Raw genomic sequence first — 13,401 nt, 5'->3', positions numbered from 1 at the left:
GCTCAGCCCTGCTGCTGGACGCTGAGCGCGCCCGCGGTCTGTGCCGGGGCCGACGCCACCTCGTCGATCACGGTGTGGATGAACCGCATCTTCTCCAGCACCGGCACCGGCAGCACGAACGGGTAGAGGTCGTCCTTGCCCATCGACCGGTTCACCATGTTCAGCGACCAGGCCAGCGGCAGCCACATCTCCAGGGTGTTGTCGAACCCGCTGGGGCCCAACACCCGTCGCTCGTAGGTGGCGTTGGCCGGCGCGATGCCGAACGCCGCTGCGGTGTCCAGGGTGTCGCGGATGTGCAGGTAATGCGCGAATGTCTCGGCCCAGTCCTCGGCGGGATGCATGGTGGCGTAGGACGAGACGTAATTCTTCTCCCAGCCGGCAGGGGGTCCCTGGCTGTAGTGCCGGTCCAGCGCCGCCTGATAGTCGGCGTCAGGGTCGCCGAACAGCTCGTTGAACCGCTCGAGGAACCCCGGGGAGGTGCCCACCAGCCGGTAGAAGTAGTAGTGGCCGATCTCATGCCGGAAGTGGCCCAGCAAGGTGCGATACGGCTCGTCCATCGAGGTGCGGAGCTGCTCGCGGTGCACATCGTCGCCCTCGGCGAGATCCAGGGTGACCACGCCGTTGTCGTGGCCGGTGAACACCTTCTCGTTGGCACTCGACAGCAGGTCGAAGGCGAGCCCGTACTCGGGGTCCTCGTCACGGCCGATGATCGGCAGCTTGAGTTCATGCAGTTCGGCGATCAGGCGCCGCTTCGCCTGCTCGGCCAGCGCGAACGCCGCCAGCGCAGTGGGATCTGAATCGTTGGGTCTGGTGCGGGTCAGCCGGCACGATGCGCACAGTTGCCGGACCGGCTGCACCTTCACCAGCCAATTACATTCGGCCAGATGCAGGTTCGCGCACAGCTGATATTCGGCAGCGTCGACTGCACCACCGTGTTCGCTCCCCTCGCCGGAGGCGATGACCAGAAAAGCCATGTCGTCCAAGGAGAATCCGACCGAGCTGCGACACGACAGACATACCGAGTTCTCGAACGCCAGATGTTGCCCACAGTTCGGGCAGATGAAATCACGCATACACACCGCCCGTGACTGGAGGGACCGGAGCCACGTCGACCGAGACGTCGATCACGCTGCGCTCCGAATCGGTGTAGATGATTCCACGCAGCGGTGGGACATCGGCATAGTCGCGGCCCCAGCCGACGACGATGTACCGCTCGTCGACCAGTTGATCGTTGGTGGGATCCAGTCCGAGCCATTGATCGTGGGGAGTCCAGACGGCGGCCCAGGCATGGGTCGCATCGACGCCGAACATTCGTTCCTTTCCCGGCGGCGGGTCGGTGGCAAGGTATCCCGACACGTAGCTCGCCGCCAATCCGTTGGCACGCAGGCAGGCGATAGCCAGCCGGGCGAAGTCCTGGCATACCCCTTCTCGCGCGGCCAAAACCTGGTTCACCTGTGTCGAGACGGTGGTCGACCCCGAACGGTAGGTGAAGTCGGAAAAGATCCGTGCGTTGAGGTCGCGCAACACCTCGACCAGCGGGCGGCCCGGCGCGAAACTGGGCGCGGCGTAGTCGCGGACGGCGTCGGTTATTTCCGGCGGCCGCAGATCCAGGGTGAACTCGCTGGCCAGCACGCCGTCACGACCGATGGGCCGGGAGGCCTCCCAGGGCGCCGCAGCTGGGCCGGCACCGTAGAGCTCGGCGGTCGGGGGCTCCACCTCCACGACCGAACTGCTGGTCACGGTCAGTGCACGATGACGCTGGGTGACGTGGAAGTAGGAGCTGATGTTGCCGTAGACGTCGCGGCTGGTGGACCGGTCGGCCGGTTCCGGGTCGATCTGCAGTTCGTGGCTCAGGCAGCGCTGGTAATCGGTGTCCCGGGGAGTCAGGTGGCCGCGGCCGTAGGAACTGGTCACCACATCGGAGTAGCGGTACTCGGTGCGGTGGGTGACTCGGTAGGCGCGGGTCGCCGGCCGATCGCCGGCGTTGCTCGACGGTTCGTTCACGGCACCACCCGCCGCTGGTCGGGCCCCCATAGCGGTTGCATGTCGCCGGGCAGCGACAGCTGGGTCTGGGTTATTACCTCGGAGAGGTCCCGCAGTGCGGTGTGCATCCCGCCCAGCAGGCCGTCGAGGTCCACCCGGCGGCCCTCGTCGTCGGCCTGCTCCAGGTCCGCCGGATCGAGACGACGCAGGCGGGTGCTGATCTCGTCGACCAGCCGATCCGGACGCGAGGACCCCGATGCGCCCGGCAGGGCGCGCAGGTTGGTTCGCAGCCGCTCCAGTTGGTAGACCAGCGATCGCGGATTCTCCCCGTCGAACAGGACGAGTTCGGCGACGGCAGCCACGCTGACCTTGCCGAGGTTGCGCCTGCGATAGATCACCGCGGATTCGCAGACCACCAGGGCGGACTCGGTGATGGTCTGCTCGGCGCCGGGACTGCGCTCGGCGGTCAGCGTCGCGCGCAGCAACGCCGTCAGTGCGAGCCCGCGTTCGATCCGCTTGCCGATGTCCATCATGGTCCAGCCCGCGTCGTGCACCATCGACTCCGCGGCCACCCCCGACAGCGCCAGCATCCCGGCCAGCGTCTGCTGCTGGGCGGCGGCCAGATGGGTGTCGTCTGCGACCCGCGAACCGCGGGGTGCGCTCGGCGGCGCGTCGGCCTGGTCGGCCAGGGCACGTTCGACCGCGCCGAGCACCATCCAGGTGTCGTTGGACATCTGGTCGCGCACCGACCTGGCCGCCAGGCCGAGCCGTTCGATCGACTGGGCCAGCGATCCGGCGCTCTGCCGGTCGACGGTCAGCGACCACAGCGTGCGCTGGGCGGCGGCCACCGCCTCGGCATACGAGCCGCCCGCGCTGGTGTCGTTGCCGGTCAGGGCCCCCACGGCGGCGAGCAGAACCGGCACGCATTCGCTGCCTTCCATGTCCTGGCGATACCGGTATTCGTGGTAGCGCTCCCGGGTCACGATCAGCAGCCGTGCAAGGTTCTCGGCGCGCTCGGCGTAGCGGCCCATCCAGAACAGGTCCGACAGCACGCGCGGGGAGCTGATGAACCGCGTTCCACTGGGCAGCTCCACCGACGGGACGGTCAGCGTCTCGGCCTGAACCCGCGACGGCGGCCTGACCCAAATATCCTTAGCAGCAATGCTTTTCAGCTTGTACGCGGCGTTCCCCGGAGCCAGCACGTAGCCGAGCCCGCCGATCATCGGGGCGTACCCGCCGCGCTGGGACACGGTGAACAGCCGCATGCCCACGCTGGCCGCCGCCAGCCCACCCGGATAGTGGTCGGTGGGCGCCGACGAGAACTGGGGCAACTCCTGGCCGGTCCACTGCCAAGGCTGAGCCTCGATCCGGGCGGCCAGCTCGTCGCGCTGCGCGGCCGACAGTGCCGGACCGACGATCGTCTCGTCGCTGACCGTCGACTTGATCACCAGAGCGCTCAACCGGGCCAGCAGATGCGCACGTTCACGATCGAATCCGCCCCAGTACCACTGCGGCGTCTCCAGCAGCGGCTTCTCCCCCAGCAGCCGCTCGGCCAGCTGAGGCAGGAAGCGTTGCAGCCCAGGGCTTTCCAAGATACCCGCACCGAGTGTGTTGACCACGGTCACCGCGCCGCGGCGTTGCACCTCGACCAAGCCGACGACCCCGAGCCGGGAATCCGGCCGCAGGTCCAGTGGGTCGGCGTAATCGGCGTCGACCCGGCGCAGCACCACGTCGACCCGCTTGAGGGTACCCAGCGAACGCATCCACAACTTGCCCTCGCGCACCACCAGGTCGGCGCTCTCCACGAGCGGGAATCCCAGCACCGACGCCAGGTAAGCCTGGTCGAAGGCTGTCTCGCTGTGGATACCGGGGCTGAGCACCACGACCACCGGGTCCTCGGCGGCCTCCGGGGCCGCCTCGATCAACGCCAACCGCAGAGCCTGGGCGAACGGCGAGGCCGGGCGGGGACCGATGCGCTCGTAGACGTCGGGAACCGCGTGGGCGACGACCCGGCGGTCGGCCAGGGCATAACCGGCCCCGGAGGGTGCCTGCGTCCAGTCGGCGTTCACCAGGAACCGGCCGTCGGCGGCCCGGCTGACGTCGCAGCCCAGCATGAACAGCTGGTGGCGTCCGGGGTTCTGGATGCCGCGGGCGGCGCGGATATAGCCGGGGTGGCCGAATAGCAACTCCGGCGGCAGGATCCCCGTGGTGATCGCCCGGCGCGCCCCATACAGGTCGTTGAGCACCGCGTCGAGCAGCCGGGAACGTTGCAGCACACCGGCTTCCAGCGTCTCCCAGTCGGCGGCGGACACCACCAGCGGTATCCCGTCGAGATGCCACGGGCCGGGCAGCGCGATGCCCTGACCGTTGGTGACGACCTCACCGTGGCGGTCGATCTCGATGTAGGTGATGCCATCGTTGTCGACCAGCCCGCGTACGACACCGCGCAGCCGTTCCAGCCCGGCCCGGCCACGTTCGCCGATGAAATCGGCGAGTTCCTGCCAGGACGCCCGGATGACGCCGGTGGCGTCGACGAATTCGTCGTACCCGGTGCCCCCGAAGGCACCGAACGCTCCCGCACCAGGTGCCGCACCACGAAGGTCGAACAGCACCTCCTGGGCCCGGGCGGCCCGATATCCGGCGAGCAGGCGATCAGGGTCGTGGATGTGCCGGCTGAGGTCAGAACCGGCGGCCGACAGCGACAACGGCCACACCTCCTGACTGAAGTACTTCTGCCAACCTACGAGAACGCCCCGCCCCGACCAATTTCGGGTCGGCGTCCCATCAGTTCTGCAGCACGGTACGCACCCGGCGCATGTCCAGGATTCCCGGCGCGCCGACATCGATGGACTGCCGGGCCTGCTTCTCCCGGATATCGGCGATATCGACCTTGCCGGGGGTGAAACCGGTGGCTTCGAAGCGTCTGCCGCGCCGTGACTCGGCCTCCACGGCGTTGACCGGCGGGCTGTCGTAGGCCCGGCCACCAGGGTGGGAGACGTGGTACGTGCAGCCGCCGCGTGAAGTGCCGGTCGCGATGTCGATCAGCTCGAACCGCAGCGGACCGTCCACGGTGATCGTGGGGTGCAGGGCGCTGGGCGGCTGCCAGGCGCGGTAGCGCACGCCACCGACCTGGATGTCCGGATTGTCGGTGGCCAGCAGCGGGATCGGGTAGCCGTTGCAGGTCACGACGTGGCGCTGGCGGTCGGCCCCGATGGTGCGGACCTGGATGCGCTCGACCGAGGAGTCGACGTAGCGGGCGGTGCCGGTGCCGGTGGACTCCTCGCCGAGGGTGTTCCACGGTTCGATGGCGCCGCGCAACTCGATCTCGACGTGGTCGAACACCGCGGTGCCGATGCGCGGAAAACGGAACTCGGTGAACGGATCCAGCCAGCTGGTGTCGAAATTGATGTCGTGTGCGCGAAGGTCGGCGCACACATCGGCGATGTCATGGATGATGAAGTGCGGCAACAGGTATCGGCCGTGCAGGTTGAGTCCGTGCCGGATCAGAGGAGCCCGCAACGGCTCGTCCCAGAACCAGGCGACCAGTGATCGCACCAGCAGCGACTGCACCATGGCCATCTGGAAGTGCGGCGGCATCTCGAAGCCGCGCAGTTCCAGCAGGCCCAGCCTGCCGCGCGGGCTGTCAGGGCTGTAGAGCTTGTCGATGCAGAACTCCGCGCGGTGGGTGTTGCCGGTGATGTCGGTGAGCAGGTGGCGCAGCGCCCGGTCGGCTACCCAGGGCTGGGGGGTTCCGGAGCGCGTCAGGCGGGCGATCTCGGAGAACGCGATCTCCAGCTCATACAGCGCCTCGGAGCGACCCTCGTCGACGCGCGGCGCCTGCGAAGTGGTGCCGATGAACCGACCGGCGAACAAGTAGGACAGCGCGGGGTGCCGCTGCCAGTACGTCAGCAGGGAGACCAGCAGGTCCGGCCGGCGCAACAGCGGAGAGTCGGCCGGGGTGCGTCCGCCCAGGGTGATGTGGTTGCCGCCGCCGGTGCCGCCGTGGGTGCCGTCGACGTCGAATTGCTCTGTGGAGAGACGAGCCAGCCGGGCTTCCTCGTACAGGGCCTGCAGCTGCTCGCGCTGCTCGGCGAAGCTGGCGCTGGGGGCGACGTTGACTTCGATGACGCCCGGGTCGGGGGTGATCGACATGGATTCCAGCCGGGCGTCCGACGGTGGGCCGTAGCCCTCGACGACCAGGGCGCAACCCACCTTCGCTGCCGCCGCCTCCACCCGGGCGACGAGGTCCACGAAGTGTTCCAGCGCCTCGGTAGGAGGCATGAACAGGTAGAGCACCCCGTCGCGCACCTCGGCGACCATGGCGGTCGTGGGGGCCGCATCTGGGTCCTCCAAAACAGCGTCGGCGCCGTCGGAGCCGACCGGCAGCGGGGCTGATCCGCTGAACAGGGGGTCGGCGTGGAACGACGGGCGCGGGGCCTGCCAGCTGACCGCGTTCAACGGCAGTCGCAATCCGGCCGGCGAATCTCCCTCAAGCAGCACGACGCGGCCCCGGCGCAGCTGCCAGTCCGCACTGGCCCAGCCGGTGTCGTCGTCGCGGCGGTGTACGGGCAGCACGTAGGCCGCCGGTTCGACGACGGATTCGTCCAGCCGGGCCAGCAGGGCGGAGCGGGCGGTGGGACTGTCGGCTTGCAGGTCTTCGTCGGGCCCCACGGGGTCACCTTCGGGCATGCGCACAGCGCTGGCCAGCCGGCTCAGCGGGTCCTCGTAGGCCGGGCGTACCTGGGTGGCGGGCAGCCCGAGGCCGTCGGCGAGAACCGCGAGAAGTTGTTGGGCGGCCTCGGGATCGACGTCGTGGCGTTCGTCACTCCACGGATCGGCCAGCAACGCGGCATCCTGCCAAAGTGGCTGCCCGTCGCGACGCCAGTAGAGCCCGATCTGCCAGCGCGGCAACGGTTCTCCCGGATACCACTTACCCTGGCTGCGCTGCACCAGGCCGCCCGGGGCCCACACCGCCTTGAGTCGGGCGGCCAGCGCCGAGGCTCGTTCGCGTTTGTGCGGTCCGTCGGCAGCGGTGATCCATTCCTCGTCGACCTGGTTGTCCACCGAGACGAAGGTCGGCTCGCCGCCCATGGTCAACCGCACGTCGGCATCGGCCAGGCGCCGGTCGACGCGTGCACCCAGTTCGTTGATGGCGGCCCACGCGGTGCCGTCGTAGGGCAGCGTGACCCGTGGGTCCTCGTGCACGCGGGTGACGGTGTTGGAGAACTCCAGGGTGGTCTCAGCCAGCCCGGTGGCGCCGGTGATCGGCGCAGCCGAGGACGGGTGCGGGGTGGCCGCCAGCGGGATGTGGCCCTCGCCCGCGAACAAACCCGACGTCGGGTCCAGGCCGATCCAGCCGGCCCCGGGCACGTACACCTCGGTCCAGGCGTGCAGGTCGGTGAAATCGGCAGCCGGACCGGACGGGCCGTCGAGCGCTTGGACGTCGGAGGCCAGCTGTACCAGATAGCCCGAGACAAAGCGGGCGGCCAGGCCCAGCTCGCGCAGCAGGGCGACCAGCAGCCACGCTGAGTCGCGGCACGAGCCGATGCCGCTCTGCAGGGTGAAGTCCGGGGTCTGAACACCGGGCTCCATGCGCACGCTGTACCCGACGTCTCCGTTGACCGCCCGGTTGAGGGCGACCAGGAAGTCGATGGTCCGGGTGCCTGGTGCGACCACGAAATCGCGGACCCACGACCCGACCAGCTCACCGGGTCCCGAGCCCTCCTCGGCCTCGTCGACCGGGCGCAGATAGGGCTCCAGATCGTCCTTGAGCGCCTTGGGATAGACGAACGGGAACGTCTCGGCGTAGTCCTCGATGAAAAAGTCGAACGGGTTGATCACCTTGAGGTCGGCGATCAGGCCGACCTTGATGGTCAGCTGGCGGGTGCGGCTGGGGAACACCAGCCGGGCCAGGAAGTTGCCGAATGCGTCCTGTTGCCAGTTGACGAAGTGGTCGGCGGGTTCGACCTCCAGCGAGTACGCCTCGATGGGGGTGCGGGAGTGCGGCGCCGGACGCAGCCGGACGACATGCGGGTGCACCTCGACCAGCCGGTCGAAGGTGTAGCTGGTGCGGTGCTCCAGCGCCACTTTGATTCCCATAGGCCGCAATCCCACCACATGGCAATGGGACGTGCAGACCGCACGGCCACGGCGGGTCGCGAACGGGCCCGGATTTTCGTGCCGCCCGCTGCCAGCGATCCCCTACTGCTGGACCGTTCCGAACCGCCGTCCACCGTTGGGAAGCTCAGTGGGGTTGACCCGCATCCGGTATGTCGGCGGCGAGGAGGAGGTGGGTGGCGCGCTGGATGTGGGTGTCGTGCTCGACGGCGTGGGGACGTAGGTTTGGGTCGGCACGTAAGTCTGAGCCGGAACGTAGGTCTGGGTGGCCACTGGCGGCGCGGCGGGGGTAGTCGGCGCCACCGGCGGTGGCGGTGGCGGCGCGGGAGCCGGGGCGAGCGGTGCGGGAGCCGGGGCGAGCGGTGCCGGAGCCGGGGCGAGCGGCGCCTCGCCCGGCTGGAGCCAGCCCCCGTTCGCCGGAACGGGGGCGGGGGTAGAGGTGGACTCGGGGTAGATCGACCGGTCCTCGGGCGGGGTGGGCTGGTATTGCAGGGTCGCGATCGCCAGACCGGCGACCACAACCGTCAGGATCGTCATCACGACGCCGCGAGGCGAAACGTGTTCTTTGATTCTCGCGATGTCCGTCATCCACCCCACAGAGGTCAGACCTTAGCCCAACTCATGATGGCGAGTCTCGTGACGCCGCCGCACCGACAGCACCACCACTCCGGCCACGGTGATGCCGATCAGGTTGAGACCCAGTTGCGCGGCGGATTCCACGGCGACGTCCCATTCCCCCACCGACGCCGCGACGACGGCGAAGCCGGCCGCCGGAACCGTGGTCACCGAGATGAACACCCCGACCAGAGCGGCCGATTTCGCCGACACCAGAGAGAGCATTCCGGCGGCCCCGGCGAGTAACGCCACGACGAACGACAGCGGGCCCACCTGGAAGATGAAGTCCACCTCGGTGAGCTGGCGGGTGCTGCCCAGCTGGATCCAGCCGAGGGCCTCACCACCGAGGACGAACGCCGCCGTGGCCGCCATCGCGACCGGGAAACCGACCAGCAGGGCGATCGAGGCGCGGCGGGCCAGATCCATGCGTCGGCGCACCAGGGCCACCGCCAGCGCTGCCAGCGGGCCGAATTCGGGACCGACCACCATCGCGCCGACGACGGTCACGGGCGAGTTGGTCACCACCCCGACCGCGGCGATCATGCAGGCCAGGCACAGGAACATCAGGAAGGTGACGTTGAGCGTCGATTCTTCGCGGGTGCGGGCGGACAGCTCCTCCCACACGATGGCGTCGCCGGGGTCTCCCTCGGCGAGCTTCTCGGCACGGTAGGCGGCATTCGACACCACCGTGTCGACGACGTCGAGGGTGATGGCCCCGCGCCGGCGCAGGTCGAGTGCCTTGAGGTCGTCGATGACGTCGTTTGCGCTCTCCCGGGCGATGTCGGCCGTGATCTCGTCGCCGCGCGGTTCCAGGGCGGCGTCGCGATGCACCACCAGGTGTGTCACCCCGGCGTGCCGGCCCAGCACCCCGACGACCTGATCCCGAAGCTCGGCCGGAGCGATCACCCGCAGATGCAGCACACCGCGAGACTACTGGCGAGATTCCGGCTTGCGGGTGCGACAATCTGCGGTGTGGATCGGCCGACGCCGCGCTGGGTACCGCACTCGTTGCGCCCGCTGCTGGCCAGGCGGTGGGTCAAGACGGTGCTCGTGATCGCCGTCTTCGCAATCCTCGGTGTGGTCTTCATGCTGGTGTCCGATCGCAAGGACGCCTCGTACTGGGCCGGTTACACCGACGGTCAGCACTGGATCGATGCCGGCGGATACCAGGCGCACGAGGAGTCCATCGCCGCCTACTGCCACGGCAAGGGGGCGCAGCACCCGGGGAGCTACGAACGCGGCTGCATCGACGGCGCCCACAACGCGATGCGCTAGTCCGCCGGCCGAAATCGGTTGGCTATGACGGGGATTCAGCAGCGATCGACTGGGTGTTCTCCGACCGGGGCGACGGCCACGGGCTGGGTGCCGGACGTTTGCGCACCCGCTGCGGCCACCAGAACCAGCGGCCAAGCAGCGCGGCGATCGACGGTGTCATGAACGAACGGATCACCAGTGTGTCGACCAGTAGACCCATGCCGATCGTCGTGCCCACCTGGGCCAGGATCGTCAGCTCACTGAACGCCATCGCGGCCATGGTGACGGCGAAGACCAGACCGGCCGAGGTGACCACCGACCCGCTGCCGCCCATGGCGCGGATGATGCCGGTGCTGATGCCGGCACCCACCTCTTCCTTGAGCCGGGCGACCAGCAGCAGGTTGTAGTCCGAACCGACCGCCAGCAGGATGATCACCGACATCACCAGGACCATCCAGTGCAGTGGACGGCCGATCAGGTCCTGCCAGATCAGCACCGACAGGCCGAACGACGTGCCCAGCGACAGCAGGACGGTCCCGACGATGACCGCGGCCGCGACCACCGCCCGGGTGATGAGCAACATGATGATGAAGATCAGGCACAGCGCGGCGATACCGGCGATCAGCAGGTCGTAGTTGGCGCTGTCCTGCATGTCCTTGTAGCTGGCCGCGGTGCCCGCCAGGTAGATCTTGGAGCCTTCGAGCGGGGTGCCCTTGATCGCTTCGAATGCCGCGTTCTTGATCGGGTCGACGTGGCTGAGGCCTTCCGGAGACATCGGATCACCCTCGTGAGAGATGATGAACCGCACCGCTTTACCGTCCGGCGACAGGAACATCTTCATACCGCGCTTGAAGTCGGGATTGTCGAACGCCTCCGGGGGCAGGTAGAACGAGTCGTCATTTTTGGCCTCGTCGAAGGCCTTGCCCATCGCGCTCTGGTTCTCCTGCATGGCCGCGATCTGGTCCTGCTGGCCGGCCTGGGTGCTCTCCATGGTGAGCTGCATGGTCTGCATCGACTTCATCGTGGCGATCATCGGCGGCATCAGCGCGCGCAACGTCGGTAGCAGCGCATCGAGCTTGTGCAGCTCGGGCACCAGTTGCTGGATGTCGTCGGTCATCGTGTCGATGCCGTCGAGGGTGTCGAACACCGAGCGGATCGACCAGCACATCGGAATGTCGAAGCAGTGCGGTTCCCAGTACAGATAGTTGCGGACCGGGCGCAGGAAGTCGTCGAAGTCGGCGATGTGGTTGCGCAGCGTCTGGACATCGGCCAGCGTCAGGTCCATCTTGCCGACCATGCTGTGGGTGACGGCGCTCATGTCACCCATCAGGTCGTACATCTGGGTCATGGTGTTGATGGACACCTGCATATCCGCGCCCATTTTCAGCATGTCCTTCATGCGGTCCTGCATGTAGGACTGGTTGAGCGTCTGCGTGGTGCCCTGCATGCCGAGCAGGAACGGGATCGAGCTGTGCTCGATCGGGGTGCCCAGCGGTCGGGTGATGGTTTGTACCCGTCCGATGCCCGGCGTGTGGAATATGGCCTTGGCGACGCGGTCGATGACCAGGAAGTCCGCTGAGTTCCGCAGGTCGTGGTCGCTCTCGAGCATCAGCAGCTCGGGACTCAGCCGCGACTCCGGGAAGTGACGCTCGGCGGCGGCGAATCCCTCGCTGGCCGGGATGTCCGGCGGCAGGTAGTGCCGGTCGTTGTAGTCGGTGCGGTAGCCGGGCAGCGCCAGCAATCCGATCAGGCAGACGAACGTCGTCGCGACCAGGATCGGCCCGGGCCAGCGCACGACGGCGGTGCCGATGCGCCGCCAGAACTGCTCGCGGGACGCACGTTTGGGCTCGAGCAGGTTGAAGTGACTGGCGGCGGTGACGACGGCCGGTCCCAGCGTCAGCGCGGCCGCCACCATCACCAGCATGCCGACGAAGAGCGGGACGCCCATCGAGTTGAACATCGGGCTGCGGGTGAAGTGCAGGCAGAACAGCGCACCGGCGATGGTCAGTCCCGACCCGAGGATCACGTGGCCGGTGCCGTGATACATGTCGTAGTAGGCGGCCTCTTTGCTGGCCCCCTTGCTTCGGGCCTCCTGGTAGCGCCCGAACAGGAAGATCACGTAATCGGTGCCCGCCGCGATGGCCACCATGACCAGCAGGTTGACCGCGAACGTCGACAGTCCGATCAGATGGTGATAGCCGAGGAAGGCCACCACGCCGCGGGCCGCCGCCAGTTCCAGGAACACCATGAACAGCGCCAGCAACACGGTGACGATCGAGCGGTAGACGAACAGCAACATCACGAAGATGACGCCGAAGGTCAGGCCGGTGATCATCTTCAGGCTTCGGTCGCCGGCGATATGAGTGTCGTTGATCAGCGCCGAGTTGCCGGTCACGTACGCCTTGATCCCCGCGGGCGGGGGTACATCCTCGACGATCTTCTTGACGGCCTCGACCGACTCGTTGGCCAGGCCCTCACCCATATTGCCGGCGAGGTAGGCCTGCACGTAGGCGGACTTGCCGTCGGCGCTCTGCGAGCCGGCGGCGGTCAGCGGGTCACTCCAGAAGTCCTGGATGTGCTCGACGTGCTTCTTGTCGGCCTCGAGCTTCTTGATGATCTCGTTGTAGTACTGGTGGGCAGAGTCGCCGAGGGGCTGGTCGCCCTCCAGCACGATCATCACCGAGGTGTTGGAGTCGAACTCCTGGAACTTCTCGCCGATGGTGTTCATCGCGATGGTCGACGGAGCATCGGCGGCCGACATCGGCACCGACTGCTGCTGGCCGACCACCTCGATCTGCGGGACCACAATGTTGGTGACGACGGTGAGGGCGAGCCAACCGAGGATGATCGGCACCGAAAGCCAGCGAATCCAGTGCGCCAGGTGGGGGCGGTTGCCGTGCTCGTCGACAGTAGGCTTATCGCCCTTGTTCAGCACGATCATGCCGATTTGACCAGGCAGAAGGTCTGGGCGTTCACTCCGGTGTTGGTCTTTTCATCCTTGAGTTCACCGTTGACGGTGATGCGGCAGCCGATGGTGTCGCTGTCGCCCTGGGCGACGATGTTGGCCGATGCCGCCGGCGCGGTAGTGGTCAGGGTCAGCGACCACGGCAGGGTGACATCCCGGGCGATCTGCGGGGTGGCATCGAGATCCAGGTAGTTGATGGTCGCGACGGTGCCCGGCGGACCGTAGATCTCGTAGACCACGGTCTTGGGGCTGAACGGCTTGGTGTCGTTGGCCAGCCCGCTGCCCGCGCGGGTCAACTCGGTTTTGCCGAAGACACCGTGCAGGCGATAGACGCCGAAAGCCGCGATGGCGACGACGACGAGGATCACCAGCGGTAACCACGCCCGCCGCAGTAACCCGAGCGGACCGCGGCGGCGATTGGCCGTGTCGCCCTTGGCGCGTTTGCCGCGCCGGGCGGGTGCCGGCTG

General features: G+C 67.8%; 9 protein-coding genes. 1 reads left to right on the top strand and 8 read right to left on the bottom strand.

The genetic code is table 11. The features are described from left to right. Nucleotides 1–2: 2 nt before the first annotated feature. From ACXDF8_RS03200 to ACXDF8_RS03175, 6 genes are all read right to left on the bottom strand, one after another. Complete coding sequence (locus ACXDF8_RS03200) at nt 3–1,073, bottom strand: zinc-binding metallopeptidase family protein (protein WP_457221799.1); 1,071 nt, start codon at nt 1,071–1,073, stop codon at nt 3–5. Then, nucleotides 1,066–2,034, bottom strand: a complete 969-nt coding sequence (locus tag ACXDF8_RS03195) for a transglutaminase family protein (protein WP_457221798.1) — start codon at nt 2,032–2,034, stop codon at nt 1,066–1,068. Before ACXDF8_RS03195 ends, ACXDF8_RS03200 begins: the two co-directional genes overlap by 8 nt. After that, complete coding sequence (locus ACXDF8_RS03190; protein ID WP_457221797.1) at nt 2,001–4,688, bottom strand: circularly permuted type 2 ATP-grasp protein; 2,688 nt, start codon at nt 4,686–4,688, stop codon at nt 2,001–2,003. The genes ACXDF8_RS03195 and ACXDF8_RS03190 overlap by 34 nt, the downstream gene beginning before the upstream one ends. A gap of 79 nt (nt 4,689–4,767) precedes the next feature. After that, nucleotides 4,768–8,082 carry a transglutaminase family protein gene (locus ACXDF8_RS03185; RefSeq protein WP_457221796.1) on the bottom strand — a complete coding sequence of 1,105 codons (3,315 nt, stop codon included), beginning with the start codon at nt 8,080–8,082 and terminating at the stop codon, nt 4,768–4,770. A gap of 102 nt (nt 8,083–8,184) precedes the next feature. Further along, complete coding sequence (locus tag ACXDF8_RS03180; RefSeq protein WP_457221795.1) at nt 8,185–8,637, bottom strand: hypothetical protein; 453 nt, start codon at nt 8,635–8,637, stop codon at nt 8,185–8,187. 72 nt (nt 8,638–8,709) lie between these two features. Beyond that, the gene (locus tag ACXDF8_RS03175; protein ID WP_457221794.1) at nt 8,710–9,636 is read right to left on the bottom strand and encodes a DUF389 domain-containing protein; all 927 of its coding nucleotides are present in this window, start codon (nt 9,634–9,636) and stop codon (nt 8,710–8,712) included. Nucleotides 9,637–9,687: 51 nt separating this feature from the next. Here ACXDF8_RS03175 and ACXDF8_RS03170 point away from each other — a divergent pair, with 51 nt between their 5' ends. Further along, the gene (locus tag ACXDF8_RS03170; RefSeq protein WP_457221793.1) at nt 9,688–9,990 is read left to right on the top strand and encodes a hypothetical protein; all 303 of its coding nucleotides are present in this window, start codon (nt 9,688–9,690) and stop codon (nt 9,988–9,990) included. A 22-nt stretch (nt 9,991–10,012) separates the two neighbouring features. On the opposite strand, the gene ACXDF8_RS03165 is transcribed toward ACXDF8_RS03170, so the two are convergent. Together ACXDF8_RS03165 and ACXDF8_RS03160 are read right to left on the bottom strand one after the other, a co-directional pair. Further along, complete coding sequence (locus tag ACXDF8_RS03165; RefSeq protein ID WP_457221792.1) at nt 10,013–12,910, bottom strand: MMPL/RND family transporter; 2,898 nt, start codon at nt 12,908–12,910, stop codon at nt 10,013–10,015. Then, nucleotides 12,907–13,326: an MmpS family transport accessory protein gene (locus ACXDF8_RS03160; protein ID WP_457222050.1), complete on the bottom strand. Its 420-nt coding sequence runs from the start codon at nt 13,324–13,326 to the stop codon at nt 12,907–12,909. Before ACXDF8_RS03160 ends, ACXDF8_RS03165 begins: the two co-directional genes overlap by 4 nt. Nucleotides 13,327–13,401 lie beyond the last annotated feature (75 nt).

The sequence above is a fragment of the Mycolicibacterium sp. CBM1 genome (assembly GCF_054073305.1).
This window is presented reverse-complemented; position numbering and strand designations above follow the sequence as displayed.